Annotated in this window: 12 protein-coding genes and 1 pseudogene; 6 read left to right on the top strand and 7 right to left on the bottom strand. The window is 72.4% G+C overall.

The features are described from left to right. The first annotated feature begins 29 nt into the window (after positions 1-29). Positions 30-1,370 (top strand): serine hydrolase domain-containing protein, encoded by a 1,341-nt coding sequence (locus BSL84_RS28190; RefSeq protein WP_079273322.1) that lies wholly within the window; start codon positions 30-32, stop codon positions 1,368-1,370. A 41-nt stretch (positions 1,371-1,411) separates the two neighbouring features. On the opposite strand, the gene BSL84_RS28185 is transcribed toward BSL84_RS28190, so the two are convergent. The 4 genes from BSL84_RS28185 to BSL84_RS28170 all read right to left on the bottom strand — a co-directional run bounded on the left by BSL84_RS28185 (position 1,412) and on the right by BSL84_RS28170 (position 7,072). Further along, complete coding sequence (locus tag BSL84_RS28185; RefSeq protein WP_030030665.1) at positions 1,412-2,071, bottom strand: GOLPH3/VPS74 family protein; 660 nt, start codon at positions 2,069-2,071, stop codon at positions 1,412-1,414. 269 nt (positions 2,072-2,340) lie between these two features. Next, a complete protein-coding gene (locus BSL84_RS28180; RefSeq protein ID WP_075971431.1) occupies positions 2,341-4,437 on the bottom strand; it encodes an MDR family MFS transporter in 2,097 nt (698 codons plus the stop codon). 62 nt (positions 4,438-4,499) lie between these two features. Beyond that, a complete protein-coding gene (locus BSL84_RS28175) occupies positions 4,500-5,855 on the bottom strand; it encodes a 6-phospho-beta-glucosidase (RefSeq protein ID WP_075971430.1) in 1,356 nt (451 codons plus the stop codon). Positions 5,856-6,079: 224 nt separating this feature from the next. After that, the gene (locus BSL84_RS28170) at positions 6,080-7,072 is read right to left on the bottom strand and encodes a helix-turn-helix domain-containing protein (RefSeq protein WP_324610038.1); all 993 of its coding nucleotides are present in this window, start codon (positions 7,070-7,072) and stop codon (positions 6,080-6,082) included. Positions 7,073-7,288: 216 nt separating this feature from the next. On the opposite strand from BSL84_RS28170, the gene BSL84_RS28165 reads away from it, so the two are divergent. From BSL84_RS28165 to BSL84_RS28155, 3 genes are all read left to right on the top strand, one after another. Next, positions 7,289-7,957, top strand: a complete 669-nt coding sequence (locus BSL84_RS28165; protein WP_030030909.1) for a helix-turn-helix domain-containing protein — start codon at positions 7,289-7,291, stop codon at positions 7,955-7,957. Positions 7,958-8,022: 65 nt separating this feature from the next. Continuing rightward, positions 8,023-8,580, top strand: coding sequence for a hypothetical protein (locus BSL84_RS28160; protein ID WP_030030910.1), 558 nt, complete (start codon positions 8,023-8,025; stop codon positions 8,578-8,580). After that, positions 8,577-9,746 (top strand): MAB_1171c family putative transporter, encoded by a 1,170-nt coding sequence (locus BSL84_RS28155; RefSeq protein ID WP_075971429.1) that lies wholly within the window; start codon positions 8,577-8,579, stop codon positions 9,744-9,746. Before BSL84_RS28160 ends, BSL84_RS28155 begins: the two co-directional genes overlap by 4 nt. Positions 9,747-9,822: 76 nt before the next feature. On the opposite strand, the gene BSL84_RS28150 is transcribed toward BSL84_RS28155, so the two are convergent. The 3 genes from BSL84_RS28150 to metG all read right to left on the bottom strand — a co-directional run bounded on the left by BSL84_RS28150 (position 9,823) and on the right by metG (position 13,209). Beyond that, positions 9,823-10,599, bottom strand: a complete 777-nt coding sequence (locus tag BSL84_RS28150) for a DUF4239 domain-containing protein (protein WP_030033928.1) — start codon at positions 10,597-10,599, stop codon at positions 9,823-9,825. Positions 10,600-10,700: 101 nt separating this feature from the next. Next, a complete protein-coding gene (locus BSL84_RS37125; protein WP_075971428.1) occupies positions 10,701-11,261 on the bottom strand; it encodes a hypothetical protein in 561 nt (186 codons plus the stop codon). Positions 11,262-11,493: 232 nt separating this feature from the next. Continuing rightward, entirely contained in the window at positions 11,494-13,209 is a 1,716-nt protein-coding gene (metG, locus tag BSL84_RS28140) for a methionine--tRNA ligase (RefSeq protein WP_030031316.1), read from the bottom strand. Between the two features lie 390 nt (positions 13,210-13,599). Between metG and BSL84_RS28135 the strand changes: the two genes are divergently transcribed. Both BSL84_RS28135 and BSL84_RS37120 read left to right on the top strand, forming a co-directional pair. Beyond that, positions 13,600-14,265: an RNA polymerase sigma factor gene (locus BSL84_RS28135; RefSeq protein ID WP_234308514.1), complete on the top strand. Its 666-nt coding sequence runs from the start codon at positions 13,600-13,602 to the stop codon at positions 14,263-14,265. Positions 14,266-15,086: 821 nt separating this feature from the next. Beyond that, positions 15,087-15,806: pseudogene (locus BSL84_RS37120) on the top strand (IclR family transcriptional regulator domain-containing protein); the annotation flags it as partial. Between the last annotated feature and the right edge of the window lie 197 nt (positions 15,807-16,003).

Below are 16,003 nucleotides of genomic sequence, written 5' to 3'. Positions count from 1 at the left end.
CCACCGAGCAGGAGGGCTGTGACGCCGGCATGGGGAAACCACGAGCAGCTTCCCGCACCACCCTTCTGCTGACGCCGTGCGCGGCCCTGCTCGTCGCGGGGTTCGCACTGCCTCCGGACCCCGGGGCCCGGTACGACACCCGTGTCGCCCTGAGCGCGCCCGCTGCCACAAGCACGGCGGGCACGGCCACGGGCACGGCCGAACCCTCGCCCTCGGACCCCGCCGGGTCCGCCCTGAAGCGCATCGACCCGGCCGCGCTGCAAGCCTCCGTCGAACGCGCGGCCAAGGCGCTCGGGGTTCCCGGAGCCATGGTCCTGCTCGACACCCCGCAGGGTGCCTTCAGGGCGGGCGTCGGCACGACCGAGTCGGGAACGTCAGTCCCGCCCACCGCCGGCACCCACTTCCGGATCGCCTCCAACACCAAGACCATGACGTCGGCGCTGATCCTCCTGCTCGCCCAGGACGGCAGGCTCAAACTGTCCGACCCGGTGTCCGACTACGTCCCGGGCGTACCGAACGGCGGGCGCATCACCATCGACCAGCTGCTCAAGATGCGCAGCGGGCTCTACAACTACACCGACGCGCCCGAACTGTCGGCCTCCCTGGACGCCCACCCGGCCCGGGCCCGCACGCCGCAGGAGATGCTTGCGATCGCCTTCTCGCGTCCGCCGAACTTCCCGCCCGGCGCCTCGTACGAGTACAGCAACACCAACTACGTGCTGCTCGGCCTCGTCGCGGAGAAGGCGGGCGGGCAGCCCCTGGAACGGCAGTTCCGGCAGCGGCTGTTCGCCCCGCTCGGCCTGTCGGGCACGTCCTTGCCCGGCCTGCGCGACACCTCCCTCCCCGCCCCCTTCTCGCACGGCTACATGTACGGCGGCACGGCCTACGCGCTGACCGACAAGCCCTACCCCGCCGACATGCGGGCGGCGGCCGAGTCCGGCAAGCTCAAGCCGCTGGACTACTCGCACCAGAACGCGTCCTACGCCTACGCCGCGGGCGGCGCGGTATCCACCGCCGACGACCTGGCCCGGTGGATCCGGTCCCTGACGACGGGCAAGGTGCTGAACCCCGCCTTCCAGAAGCAGTGGCTCGACAGCCCCCAGCCCGAGGACCCCAAGGCCGCGGACGGGCAGGAGTACGGCTACGGCATCGCCCACCAGCGCTTCACCCCGCAGGCGGGGATGTACTTCCACGGCGGCGAACTGCCCGGCTTCAACTCCTTCATCGGCCACGACCCGGACAACGACGTCACGCTCGTCGTCTGGACGAACCTGACCGTGTCGCCCGACGGCCGCACCACGGCGAACGCCATGCTGCCGACCATCCTCAACCAGGTCTACGCAGGCGCCGCTTTCCCCGGCTCCTACTAGCCTCTGGTGCGGTGACCGCAATGGTTCACGGGGTTACTGCACTAGCCCGCCGCTGCGGCGGTCACCGTCGCCGTCACCGCGGCCTGCATGTCGCGGATGGCCCTGCGGACGCTCTCGGCCGCCCACTGGCCGTCGGCTATCTCCGCCATCCTCGGGCTCACCGAGCGGGCACGGAGGTGGGGGAAGGCCAGGCGGTGCAGCTTCGCCGCGTGAAGCAGGGCGACGAGGCCGGCCGTGCGCTCGTCCGGCTCGGCGTGCTCCAGGACCACCGCGGTGAGCCGCTCCCGCAGGGCGCGCTCGACCGTGCCGTCTGCCTCGGGGTAGCGGCGCGTGGGGAACATCCCCAGCACCTTGTGCTCCTGCTGCACCACCAGCCCGCGCTCGCCGAGCCGTTCCAGCACGGGGGCGACCGCCTTCGTGTAGTCCTTCGACAGCCACTGCGACACCCGGCGCCGCGGGCGGCCGCGCATCCAGGCCTCGATCAGCCGGACTCGGCCGTCGAGCAGGGGCTCCCCCGTGGGTTCGGTGCTGACGAGCTCCAGGTGCTTGTCCGCGACCGACACCCGCTCCGCCATGACCAGTTCGAGCAGGAGCGCCCCCGCCACGGCCGGCGCGGCCGACTGGCGCTGCCGTACCGCCCCGGACTCGTCGTCCAGTGCGAGCAGCATGATCTCCTCGGCCAGCGTGATCGTGTTTCCCATATTCGTCGCCCCCGGGTCTTCGTATGTCACGCCATGGAGGACGACCGAAGGATGCCCGGAGTTCCCGCCCCAGGGCCCCTGACCTCCCGACCCAGGGCGTGTTGCGAAAGCGGCGTCGTCCGCCCGCAGGGCGGGGGCTCGCGGTGTCTGGCGCGGTGCCTCGCAAGGCGGAGGGACGCCCGCGTACCGGTCGTACGCCGACGATCCCGACAACGCGGCGAGGTGCCGTGCCAGGCGCCGCGAGCCAGACCAGACTTTCGCAACACGCCTCAGTGCCGCACGACCACCTTCGGTGCGAAGTTGCCCTCGCCCAGGTCCTCGGCCAGCAGCCGCTTCGCGATCGCGTCCGCCGCGACCCGCAGTTCGGCGCTGCGCGGGCGGCCGCGGTCCTTCTCCAGCCGGTCGCCGAGCCACTGGGCCCAGGCCGCCGAGATGACGTCGGCCTCCCGCTGCCCGGCGGGCGTGAGGCTGAAGTAGGCGCCCTCCCGGGTGAGGAAGCCCTCCTCCACCATCCGGTCGAACGCCGGGAGCAGCACCTCCGGGGGGAGTGAACGCCGGCCCGCGACCAGGCCGATGGTGCAGTAGCCGATCGTCCTGGTCATCAGCTCCACCTGCATCACCGTCCACGCTCCGGCGATGTCCAGCCGGGTGTCGGAGGATTCGACGATCGCGCGTGCCGTGTCCGCCCCCATGTTCCGTACGAGTTTGCCGACGGCCAGTTCCAGCAGTTTGGCGGAGTCCCCCGAGGCCGTGGCCGGCGAGCCGAAGCCGTCGCCCATGTCGGTGGATCCTGCCCGGGCGCTGTCGCGCAGCGTGACCTGCTTGAGGAAGAGCGCCACGACGAAGCCGAACACCGCCACCGGCACGGTCCACAGGAACACCGTGTGCAGGGCTTCCGCGTACGCCTCGATGACCGGGGCCGCGGCGGCCGGGTCGAGCCGGTGCACCCCCTGCGGGGTCGACGCGGCCTCGGCGAGGCCCGCCGGGTCCTGCCCGGTGGCCCTCGCCGCCTCCGCGACCGCCTCCTCCAGCGACGGCCCCAGGTGGTTCGCGTAGATCGTGCCGAAGACGGCCGTCCCGAAGGCGCTGCCGAGCGTACGGAAGAAGGTGACGCCGGAGGTGGCCGTGCCGAGGTCGGCGTAGTCGACGGTGTTCTGCACGGCGATCGTCAGCACCTGCATGGACAGGCCGATGCCCGTGCCGAGCACGAACATGTACAGCGACTCCAGCAGGGTGCTGGTCCCCGGGTGCATCTGCGCGAGGAGGTAGAGGCCGACGCCCATGACGGCGTTGCCGACGATCGGGAAGATCCGGTACTGCCCGGTCTTGCTGACGACGTTGCCGCTGAAGACGGAGGCGAGCAGCAGCCCGAAGACCATGGGCAGGGTGCGGATGCCCGAGATCGTGGCCGAGTCCCCGTCGACGTACTGGAGGTAGGTCGGCAGGAACGTCATCGCGCCGAGCATCGCGAAGCCGACGACGAAGCTCAGCACGGAGCACACGGCGAAGACCGGGTTGCGGAAGAGCCGCATCGGGATGGTCGGCTCGGCGGCGCGCGTCTCGGCCAGGCAGAACAGCGCCAGTGCGACCACGCCGCCCGCGAAGAGGCCGATGATCACGGGCGAGGTCCAGGCGTACTCGTTGCCGCCCCAGCTGGTGGCCAGGATCAGGGCGCTGGAGCCGGCCGCCACCAGCGCGATGCCCAGGTAGTCGATGACCGGTCTGCCGGAGGCGCGTACCACGGGAATCGTCCTGGCGGCCGCGACGACGACCAGAATGGCGATCGGGACGTTGACGTAGAAGCACCAGCGCCAGGTCAGCTGGTCGGTGAAGAAGCCGCCGAGCAGCGGTCCGACGACGGTGGCGACGCCGAAGACGGCGCCGATCATGCCCTGGTACTTGCCGCGTTCACGCAGGGGGACGACGTCGGCGATCAGGGCCATCGCGGTCACCATCAGGCCGCCGGCTCCGATGCCCTGTACGCCGCGCCACACGATCAGCAGCGTCATGTTGCCGGCCAGCCCGCACAGGAAGGAGCCGCTGATGAAGACGACGGCGGAGATCTGGAAGATCAGTTTCCGGCCGAAGAGGTCGCCGAACTTGCCGACGAGGACCGTCGCCACGGTCTCCGCGAGCAGGTAGGACGTCACCACCCACGACATGTGGTCGCCGCCGCCGAGGTCCCCCACGATGGTGGGCAGGGCGGTCCCGACGATCGTCTGGTCGAGCGCGGCCAGCAGCACACCCAGCATGATCGTGCCGAAGATGACGTTGCGTCGCCGCCGGTCGAGCACGGGGGGCGCAGCGGCTGCGGCGGGGACAGTGGTCACACCTCGCACTCTCACAGGCCGCCCGCCGCGCCGCATGCGGCGCTGGGCCGTCGGAGGGAAACCGCGCGCAGCCCCGGGCGCGGTACCGGCTGGGCGGATCAGCGCAGGTGGGCGAGGCCCGGATGGGCCTGTGCGTAGCCGTCGAGGAGTCGCCGGGCCACGGCGACCGAGTCGACCAGCGGATGGAGGGCGAAGGCCTTCACGGCGTCCGCCCGCGAACGGCTCGCAGCAGCCGCCAGGATTTCCCGCTCCACCGCCTTGACGGCCGTCACCAGCCCCACCGCGTGCAGCGGCAGCTGGTCGACGCCCAGGGGGTGGGCGCCGTTCGCGTCGACCAGGCAGGGCACCTCGATGACCGCGGCGGCGTCGAGGACGCGGAGCGTGGAGCCGTTGCGGACGTTCAGGATCAGTGTGGCCCGCTCGTCCCGGGCGATGGCCCGCATCAGCGCGAGGGCCACCTTCTCGTAGCCGCCGGATTCCAGGTCGCTCTCGTCTCGCTCCCCCACGCCGGCCGCCTCGCGGTTCTCGGCCATGTACGTGGCCTCGCGCTCGGCCCGGGTCCGGTCCCAGGCGGCCAGGGCCGCACCGGCCGGCAGCCCGACGCGTCCGGCCTCGGCGTAGAAGCCGCGCTGCTGGTCGCGCAGGAACGCCCCGCGGGTCTGCCCGGCCTCCTGGTACGCCCGTACGGTGTCACGGTTGAAGTAGTAGTAGTGGAGGTACTCGTTGGGGATCGCGCCGAGCGATCGCAGCCACTCGGCACCGAAGAGGCGGCCCTCCTCGAAGGACTCCAGGGCCTCGGTGTCGGCCAGCAGCCGCGGCAGTTCGTCCCGCCCGCCGATGCGCAGGCCCCGGACCCAGCCGAGGTGGTTGAGGCCCACGTAGTCGACCCAGGCTTCTTCGGGGCGTGCTCCCAGGATCCGGGCGACGCGCCGGCCGAGGCCCACCGGCGAGTCGCAGATGCCGATCACCCGGTCGCCGAGGTCCTCGGCCATGGCCTCGGTGACCAGGCCGGCCGGATTGGTGAAGTTGATGACCCAGGCCTCGGGTGCCACACGGGCGATCCTGCGGGCGATCGCGCGGGCCACCGGAACCGTCCGCAGTCCGTACGCCACCCCGCCGGCGCCCACCGTCTCCTGGCCCAGCACGCCCTCGGCCAGGGCGACACGCTCGTCCGCGGCGCGTCCGTCGAGGCCGCCGACGCGGATGGCCGAGAAGACGAAGTCGGCCCCGCGCAGGGCCTCGTCGAGGTCCCGGGTGGCGGTGACGGCCGGGGCGTCGGGCACCGCGGCGGCGGCGGCCTGGTCGGCGAGGACGCCGGTCATGGCGGCGAGCCGCGCGGGGTCCTCGTCATACAGCGTCACGTGGGACACCCGCCCCTCGGCGTGGTCCCCGAGCAGTGCGCCGTAGACGAGCGGTACCCGGAAGCCGCCTCCGCCGAGGATCGTCAGCCGCACGCCCTACCGCCCTTCGCCAGTGCAGATGCCACGCCAGTGCCAGTGCCGGTGCGGGCGCTGGCACGGAATGCCCGCACCGGTGGCAGTACCGGTCACCCGTACCGCCGTCCGCACCCCTGCCGGCGCCGTGCCACGATCGGCGACACGATCCGTCTTCCGATCGGCGACGCGGAGCCCCGGCAGGCGGCGGTATCCGCCCACGGGAACCAGTCTGCCCCGGCCGGTCAGTCCTCCAGCGACGGCACGGCGCGCAGTCGGGCGCCCTGCGGCGGGTAGGGGACGACAGCGCCGCCCCGCACGGGGCCCGTCGGCACGCCCTGCGGTCCGGAGAGGATCAGGGTGATCCGGGTGAGCCCCATCTCGTCGAGCATGCGGCTGGTCTCGGCCACCATCCGGCAGCGCACCAGGCCCCACCGCGGGTCGGGATGGCGCACGGTGCGCACCGCTCCGTCCTGCTCGGCGGCCTCCGGCCCGCGCTTGCTCAGCCAGTGGGGGACGCCGTAGCGGTAGGCCGCCTCCATGAACGGGTCACGGGCCACCTCCTGGCGGATGCTGCACAGCCCCTCGTCCTCCGGGGCTTCGGCGAGCGCCGCCGCGAACTGGGCGAGCAGCGGTACGCACCAGGCCGGTTCGTGGTCCTCCAGCACGGCCGCGGCGTCGGGGTGGAACAGCACGAAGCGCAGGAAGTTGTCGTCCGGCAGGGCCGTCGGGTGCGGCCGTACGGACTGGAAGAGCTGGTCGAAGGCGGAGTTGGTGAGCGCGACGTCCCACCGGTGGTCCACCAGGAAGCTCGGGTAGGGCACGGCCTCCATGAGGGCCGCGTAGTCGCACAGGTAGTCGCGCTGCGCCGGGTCCTCGGGAAGCCGGTTCTCGTCGGCGGCCCGCCAGGTGGGCGGCGGGTCGCGGTCGACCATGACGCGGAAGAGCCAGAAGCACTGGCGCTCGCTCATCTCCAGGGCTTCGGCCAGGGCGAGGAGCTTGCGGTCCGTCCATTCCTTGACCAGGCCGCGTTCCCAGTTGCCGTACGCGCGCACACTGATGCGCAGCCGGGCGGCGAGGTCCTCCTGGCTCAGGCCCAGCTCTTCGCGGCGCTGGCGCAAAATCTCCTTGCGTCGCTCCGACCGCACGGCGCCGCGCGCGGACTCCTCGCCCGCCAGGCGTTCCTCACCGGCTCGGGCGAGTCCATCGGACGGGCCCACCGCTGCGAGATGTGGCACTGAGAGCTCCCCCTCCTCCGGTCTGGATCTTCATTTCCGTGTGGCGATCCTGCTACCGACTTCATTCGAGTGTCAACTATTGTGGCAATTCCAGCCTCTTGACAGCTCATTCCCGCCACAGCTGTGGCACGTTCTAGCCCTTCCGGGCGGGAGCGGCTAGATTCCAGAAGCCGACCATGTGCCGTACCGACTTCGCGCGATCTAGGAGAACCACTGGTGACAGACGGCTTCCCGGCTCCCGTCGCGGTGGCCGACGCACCCCTGGCCGCGACCATCACCCGCGTCGCCGAACTCGCGGGCAAGATGGGCCGCGAGCTGAACCAGGTCTTCGACCTGCGACGCCTCTCGGAGGCTTCGGGCGTGCCCATGGACGTGGTGAAGACCCTGCTCGAAGGCAGGCCGGCCGGCGAACCCGACCTCCAGGCCCGCTTCCTGCAGCGGCTCGACCTGCTCCGGCGCACCCGCGTCAAGCCGAACGGCCGCCGCTACACGCAGCAGGAGATCGCCGACGGCGCGGGCATGTCGAGGCAGCAGGCGGGAGCCCTGATCAACGGCGACCGCCGCCCCACGATGGAGCACTGCGACGCGATCCAGCGCTTCTTCGGGGTGCATGCCGGCTTCCTCACGGCCCACGACGCCGACGCCCTCACCGACGCGCTCCAGCGGACCGAGCAACAACTGCTCCAGGACTACGCCGGGCGCGCACGGGAAACCGTACCGGCCTCGGCCGCATCGGCGGGCGATCCGCTGGCAAGACTCCTGCAGAACCACGGTGTACGGGGCATCGCCTGGCGCGCCGCCCAACTGCCCAGCGACAAGCACCGGGACAAGGTGACCGAATGGCTGGACATGCTCCTCGAAAGCGTAAAACCGAACGAATCCTGACCCAGGCGAAAGTCTGGGTCTGATCCTTTGAGTCCTGATCCGGATCCGCGCCGACGGGGAGAACGGTGAGCATAGGCAGAGAGCAGCGGCGGTTGTGCGGGGAGCTGGTGGCCGGCATCCGGCTGACCGCCCCCGTGGAACCCGTGGACCTCTACGCTGCCCTCTGTGAGGGCATGAGCAGACACCGCGGCCGCCGGGTCGACTTCCGGATGGCTTCGTTCCCGCCCCGGACGGCCAGCGGTCTGTGGCTCGACATGGCGGACCGCGATCTCGTGGTCATCGAGGAACGCACCGCCCCCGACCACCAGCTCGTCATCCTGGGCCACGAGCTGTGGCACATGAAGGCCGGCCACTGCAGCCACCACGTCGACGGCGCCGCCGTCGCGGCGCGCCTGCTCTCCGACGAGGCCGACATCGGCGAGACGGTCCGCCGCGTCGCCGCGCGCACGCGCGCCGACGTCCAGGAGGAGACCGAAGCCGAGACCTTCGGCTTACTGCTGGGCAGCCGCTGCCGGAACTGGCTTGCCGGGTCGGCGGGCCACCGGGCCCCCGTCCAGCGCGACGACCTGGCCGGCCGGATCGAGGCCTCGCTGGGCTACCGGGGACTGAGGAACGACCGTTGACCGGTGAGGACTACTACATACCGGCAGCGGCGATGGCGATCTCACTCGCCTTCAAGCTGCCGGCCCTGCGGCACAACTGGCGTGACCCGCTCCTGCGCTCGGTCGTCGCCCTGCTGGCCCTGGCGGGGGCGGTGTTCACCTTCGCCGCCCCGCCCACCATCGCGGCGGTCAACCGCTGGACCGGGATCGCCAACTTCTCCGCCCCGCTGGTGTACTGCCTGATCACCGCCTTCAGCGCCTCCTGCCTGGTCCTGATGGTCAACTGGCGGGGCGGGCCGCCCGAGCGGACCAAGCGGGTCTCGCGCCGCTGGATCCTCGGCTACAGCATCGTGATCGTGGCCCTGATCGTGCTGTTCGCCCTCGGCGAGACCCCCGAGGAGCGCCTGCGGGACTTCGACACCTTCTACGCGAACACGCCCTACGTCGGCCACATGATCGCCCTCTACCTGCTGGCGCACCACGTGGCGGCCGTCGTGATGGTGGTCCTGTGCTGGCGCTGGTCGCTCCAGGTGCGGGGCTGGCTGCGGATCGGCCTGATGATCATCGTCGCCGGCTACCTCTTCAACCTCGGCTACGACGCCACGAAGATGACCGCCGTCGTCGCCCGCTGGCTCGGCCACGACCTCGACGACCTGAGCACCTACGTCGCCCCGCCGCTCGCCTCGCTGGGCGCGCTGATCAGCGCGATGGGCTTCGTGGTGCCGCTGGTCTGCCAGCGGCTCTCGGACCAGTGGCAGACCTGGGCGACGTACCGCCGGCTCGGCCCGCTGTGGCAGGAGGTGCAGATCTCCGCCCCCGTGGGCACCCCCTCGGTGCAGATGGCCTGGTGGACGGCCGGGGAACTGCGGGTCATCCAGCGGGAGTCCGACATCCACGACGGGTTCCTGCACCTCGGCCCCTACTTCGACAGGGGTCTGCGCGACGACGCCTACGACACCGCCCGCGCCGACGGCGCCGACGAGGAGACCGCCCGCGCCGTCGCCGACGCCGCCATGGTCGCTGCCGCCGTGCGGGCCCGCTCGGCGGACCCGGAGGGGAAGATCATCGGTGAGGACGAGGAGACCCTGATGGACACCTCCGACGGCCCGCGCGACCTCCTGAGGATCTCCGACGCCCTGCGGAGTTCCCCGGTGGTGCACGCGGTCCGGCGGCAGGTGGCGGTCTAGGAAGGCAGCGGCCGGGCGGTCGACGGCCGGCGCCGGCGTACGAGGACGCCGACGCCGACCACCGACCGCCGCCGGCTCAGCGGGCCGCGGCCACCGCCGTCGCGGGGAACAGCTCCTGGAACGGCCCGGCCGAGTCCATCCCGTCCCGCCCGTACGGCGCGTCGAAGCTCCACACCATGAAGAGCAGGAACACGATCAGCGCGCTGAAGAGGCCCGCCAGCAGCAGCTCCCGCCCGGAGCGCCGGATCTGCAGTGTGAAGATCAGCCCGACGGTGACCACTCCGCCGACCAGCAGCCCGAACCACACCACGCCCGGGAGCGTCGACTCGGAGCTCTGGGTCCGCGAGTGGCGGGCCTCGTCGGCGGCCGCGATGTGGTCCAGCAACGGCTGGTACGCCTGTGCCTGGAGCTCGGTGGAGGGGCTCTGGTGGGTGACGGAGGTACGGAGCTTGCCGAGCAGCGCACCGCCCTCCGCCGACGCGCTCTCGCCGGAGGTCATCAGCGGCCAGTCCACGGCGACGGTGTGGGCGACGTACGCGTCCACCTCGCCACGGATCCGGTCGCGGACCGCGGCCGGATAGACGTCGGCGCGCTGGGTCACCTCGTACAGCGCCTGGGCCTCCCGGCGCACGCTGTCCTCGGCGGCGCCGCGCGCCTCCCAGACGCCCGCGATGGCCAGGCCCAGCACGATCGCGTAGACCACGCCCACCATCATCGTCATGTACTCGATGACGTCGGGGGTTTCGCTGGTGTCCTCGTCGGCGGCGGCCCGGCGGTGCCGGATCGCCGTGAAGGCGAGGACGAGGGCGCAGACGAGCACCATGGCAATGGCCAGGACCAGCCATTCGGACACGTGGATTCTCCCGGTGTGGATCGGTGGGCGGACGAACGGAGGGGGGACAGAGGCGGACAAACGGAGCGGACGGAGCGGACGGAGCGGCGTCAGCTTCTGCTTCAGCTACGGCTCTTGCCCCGGGGGCGCAGCGCGGCGGCCGCGAGTACGGCCGGCGTGGTGACGACGACCATCAGCATCACGGTGGACATCCCGCCGGGGCCGCGCCGCTGAAGGGCCACAGAGCGGTACGGACGCACGTGGAAGGCGCTCACGGGCGCGGCGGCCCTGGGCCGGGGCGGGGCGGCCGCTTCGGCCGGCGCCGGCGCGGCATCCTCCTCCGGCTCCGGCGCGGGCAGCGGCGGCTCCGCCGGCGCGGCCACGGCCTTCGCGGAAGGCGAGGCGGGTTCCACGGCGGCCGGCGGCTCCGCGGGCCGCGCCGCGGCGGGCTCGGGGGCCCGCCCGGGGTGGCGTACCGTCGGCCCGGCGGCGCCGGGCACGCCGGCCCGCACCGGGGACCGGCCGGCCGGCGGTACGTGGGGCCGCTTCGGCTGACCGGCCGGCACGCACAGGTCGACGCGCGCGCCGCGGCCGTGGCCGTCGCCCGCGACCGCCACATGGCCGTGGAGCGGACAGAGTGCCGCCACCAGCCCCGCACCGGCGAAGTACTGCCAAGCGGCCACCGCGCGTCCTCCCGATTCCGCAAGCGTCATGTGGGCTACGTCTGAAGAAACGATCAAGGCCCGGCTTCGACACGCGGCAGACCGGTGAAGATCCCGCCGCCGCGCGCCCGGCGGCGGTACGCCGAAGAGCCGCGGAACGCGGAACAGGGAACGGAGAACGGAGAACGCGACAGTACGCGGACACGCCGAAGGGGCGCGCCCGGTGGCGCGCCCCTTCGGTCGGACGGGTGTGTCAGCCGGCCTCGGTGCCGCCGAAACGCTCGCGGTAGGACTCCAGGTCCTCCTCGGTGACCCGGGCGAAGAGCACCGGCGGGACGGTGAAGGCGGTGCCGGCCGGGACCGCGTCCAGGGCCTTGGCCTGCTCCGGGGTCACCCACGTCGCGGTGTCGTCGGCGAGGGCGAACGCCGAGCGCATGGCGCGTGCCGAGGCCGGGATGAACGGCTCGGAAACGACCGAGTAGAGGTGGATGAGGTTCATCGCGGTGCGCAGGGTGAGCGCGGCCGCTTCGAGGTCGGTCTTGACCTCCAGCCAGGGGGCCTTCTCGTCGAGGTAGGCGTTGCCGGCGGACCACAGGGCGCGCAGCGCGGCCGCGGCCTTGCGGTACTGGAGGGTGTCCATGTGGCCCTCGTACTCGGCCAGCAGTTCGGCGATCTGCTCGCCGAGCTTCGCCTCGGCCTCGCCCGCGGGGCTGCCGGCCGGGACCTCGTCGCCGAACTTCTTGCGGGAGAAGGTCAGTACGCGGTTGACGAAGTTGCCGAGGGTGCCGCCGAGGTCCTTGTTGACGGTGGCGGCGAAGTGCTCCCACGTGAAGGACGAGTCGTCGGACTCGGGGGCGTTGGCGATGAGGAAGTAGCGCCAGAAGTCGGCCGGGAGGATCTCCAGCGCCTGGTCGGTGAAGACGCCGCGCTTCTGCGAGGTGGAGAACTTGCCGCCGTAGTACGTCAGCCAGTTGAAGGCCTTGACGTAGTCGACCTTCTTCCACGGCTCGCGGGTGCCCAGCTCGGTCGCGGGGAACATCACCGTGTGGAACGGGACGTTGTCCTTGGCCATGAACTGGGTGTAGCGGACGTCCTCGGCCTCGTACCACCAGGACTTGTAGTCGCGGTTCGCCGGGTCGGCGTCGGCCCACTCCTTGGTCGAGGCGATGTACTCGATCGGGGCGTCGAACCAGACGTAGAAGACCTTGCCCTCGGCCGCCAGGTCGGGCCAGGTGTCGGCCGGGACCGGGACGCCCCAGTCGAGGTCGCGGGTGATGGCGCGGTCGTGCAGGCCCTCGGTCAGCCACTTGCGGGCGATCGAGGAGGCCAGCTGCGGCCACTCCTCCTCGTGCTCGGCGACCCAGGCCTCGACCTCGTGCTGGAGCTTGGACTGCAGCAGGAAGAGGTGCTTGGTCTCGCGGACCTCCAGCTCGGTGGAGCCGGAGATGGCCGAGCGCGGCTCGATCAGGTCGGTGGGGTCCAGGACGCGGGTGCAGTTCTCGCACTGGTCGCCGCGGGCCTTGTCGTAGCCGCAGTGCGGGCAGGTGCCCTCGACGTAGCGGTCCGGCAGGAAGCGGCCGTCGGCGGGCGAGTAGACCTGCCGGATCGCCCGCTCCTCGATGAAGCCGTTCTCCTGGAGGCGGCGCGCGAAGTGCTGGGTGATCTCGGCGTTCTGCGCCGAGGAGCTGCGGCCGAAGTAGTCGAAGGACAGCTCGAAGCCGTCGTAGACCGCCTTCTGGGCGTCGTGGGCCTGGGCGCAGAACTCGGCGACCGAGATCCCGGCCTCCTTGGCGGCGAGCTCGGCGGGGGTGCCGTGCTCGTCGGTGGCGCAGATGTAGAGGACGTCGTGGCCGCGCTGGCGGAGGTACCGGGAGTACACATCCGCCGGAAGCATCGACCCGACCATGTTGCCCAGGTGCTTGATCCCGTTGATGTAGGGAAGCGCGCTGGTGATCAGGTGTCGAGCCATCCTCGGATGCTCCATTTCCTCTGTGCGGCACGTCGTGGCGTCACGGACGGTGAGTGTGTGGTTCATCGTATCGAACCGCCGATCGGCCACGCGCCGCATTTGTTCCTGGTGGGCATAACGCAAAAGCGAGGACAGTGACCTCTGCGTCACGGCCCTCGCGATCGGGCCCATGGTACAGCGGGACGGCCGCGCGCCGGACCGGAGGTGCGGCGGCACCGGCGCGGGGCATATGCATACGTGCTGGCTGGAGCCCTGGGTGATCGAGACCGATCACGGTTCGATCATCGGCGACGCAATGCTTCCCATGTTTCTTCTCTGCGCCCCCCGAGTGCGCCCGCGCTGCTTTCCTGTTCTGCACACCAGGGGACGAGGTGGAGCGGAGGTGGAGCGGTGAGCGATGGCGGACCGGAGGAGTCCGGTGGGGCCGTGGGACTGCCGAGCCGGCGTCGGCGGCCGACTCCCATGAGCCAGTGGGACCCCGCGGCACGCCTGTCGTACTGGGCCTTCCACGCCAACCGGCGCCCCGCGTACATGCGCTTCGCGTACCTGCAGCTCGGTTCCGACGAGGCGGCCGAGGAGGCGGTGGACGCCACCTTCGACTCGATCATGGGCGACTGGCTGCGGATGCTGCACATGGACCGCCTGGACGCCTACGCGTGGACCCTGCTCAAGCACTGCCTGGTCGACCGGCAGCACCGGCGCCACCCCTGGCAGCAGGAGCCCGAGCCGATGGACATCAGCGCCTTCGAGGCCGCGCTGAAGGAGGCGCACGCCGACCGGTACGAGGTGCTGACCGACACCATCCGCTTCTACTCCGCCGTCTCCCGCCTCGCCGAACGCCAGCGCGACGCCGTGCTCCTGCGCTACGGGCTCCAGTGCACGCCCGGTGAGGCGGCCTCCGTGATGGGCGTCGACGAGGCCACGGTCCGCTCCTACCTCGGCCAGGCCCACCGGCGCCTCGCCCGGCTGCTCGACACGGCCGCGGAACCGGCGGACGCGGGCGGAGCAGCCGATCCTGCCGGAGCAGCCGATCCAGCCGAACCTTCCGGCTCATGAGGCGCCGCGATCGGCTGGAGCGGCCGGACGGCGACCCGGTACCGCGCTCACTGGCCGAGTTCCTCGCCCGGGCGGGCGTCCGCGACCGCTACCGCCACTACGACCTCGGCGCGGCCGAGGCCCGGCTGCTGCGCGCCACACCGCACCCGTCCGTCCCGCACCGGGCCCGGCGCCGCGCGGTCCACGGCTGGAGCGACCCGGTCCGCGACCGACCGCTCGACGCCGAGCGGGCCCGGCGCGACCTCAAGGCGATCTGCCTGACCTCCGTGTGCGAGTCCGACGCGGCGGCGCACCTGGACTCCTTCACCCGCCGGCGCACCGACCTGTCGGGCGCCGTCGTCTTCGGCTGCCTGCTGCACCTCGCCGGGATGCGCGAAGGCGCCCGGTTCTGGTGGCAGTTCGCCGCCGCGTCCGGAAGCGCGAAGGCCGCGGCCGCCGCCTACTGCCTCTTCCTCGACCACTCCCGGCGCGGCGAGCACCACGACGCCCGGCACTGGGCGCGCGAGCTGGGCCGGCGCGGATTCCGGCCGATCGGCCGGCGGGACCTGCGCGAGGTCCGGCTGTGCGCGCAGGCCGCCGTCCTGCGCTACGTCGACCAGCGCGAGGACCCCGACCTGGGCCCGGTGCCGTTGCCGAAACCCGGGCTGTCGCGTGCGCTGGCCGCGTTCCTGCCGCCGCCGCCCGTGGCGGTCGTCGCGCCGCCTCCGACGACAGCGACGACGGTGGCCGCGGCGGCCCGGCCCGGTACCGGCCCGCTGCGCCACCCCGCGCTGACGGCCGCGGCCCGCGGAACCGTCGTACAGACCGGTTCGAGCGAGGCGCTGGCGGAGGCCCGCCGCGCCCTGGCCGTCGTACGTGTCCTGGAGCGGCACCCGCTGGGGGTCGGCGCCGCCCAGCTCGCACGGGAGGCGCGCCTCGCCGAGGCGGAGCTGCGGCCCCTGCTGGCGATGCTGTGCGAGGAGGAGTACGCCCACCGTCAGGGGGCGGGGGTGTACGGGCGCGGCCCGGCCCTGGACCGGCTCGCCGGCCCGGACGGCCACGGCCTGGCCGTGCAGCTTCAGCGCACGCTGGCCCTGGCCCGCGACAGCGCGGGCGCCGCGGTCTACCTCAGCCGGTACGCGGGGGGTGAGGTCCACATCACGCAGATGGCGGCCGGGCCGGCCACCCCGCCGGTCCGGGAGTGGGTCGACTTCCGGGACGCTGCGCACGCCAGCGCGGTGGGCAAGTGCCTGCTGACCCAGCTCGACCACGACCGCCGAGCCGACCACGTGGCCCGGCACCGGCCCGCGCGGCTCACCCCGCAGACCATCACGGACAGCCGGGCGCTGTTCACGGCGCTGGACGCGGTGGCCCCGGGCGCGCCCGTCTTCGACCTGCTCGAATACTCCCCCGGGGTCGTTTGCTCGGCCGTTCCGCTCGCCATGGGCGGCGCCGCGGGGAGCCTCGCGCTGTCACTGCCCGCGGCCCACGCCCACCGGCTGCGATCGGCCACCGAGACGCTGCGCCGCAAGGCCGTACCGGTCCTCCTCGCCCTGCTCCTGACCGGGGCGATCCCCCCGGACGCCGCGGCCGCGCCCGCCGCCGGGCCGGACCGCGCACCCGAGCAACCCGAGCCGCGGCCGCACGCCCGGGCCCAGACGCAGCCGATGCGGGCGCCGGTCACCCCGGAGACCCTGCGCCACCTCCGGCAGCTCTTCCGCACCCCGCTCGCCGAAGCCGCGGCGGCGGCGCAGGGCCC

The sequence above is a fragment of the Streptomyces sp. TN58 genome (assembly GCF_001941845.1).
Classification (GTDB): Bacteria; Actinomycetota; Actinomycetes; order Streptomycetales; family Streptomycetaceae; genus Streptomyces.
The sequence above is the reverse complement of the archived record's forward strand: the minus strand, read 5'-3'. Positions and strand labels throughout refer to the sequence as shown.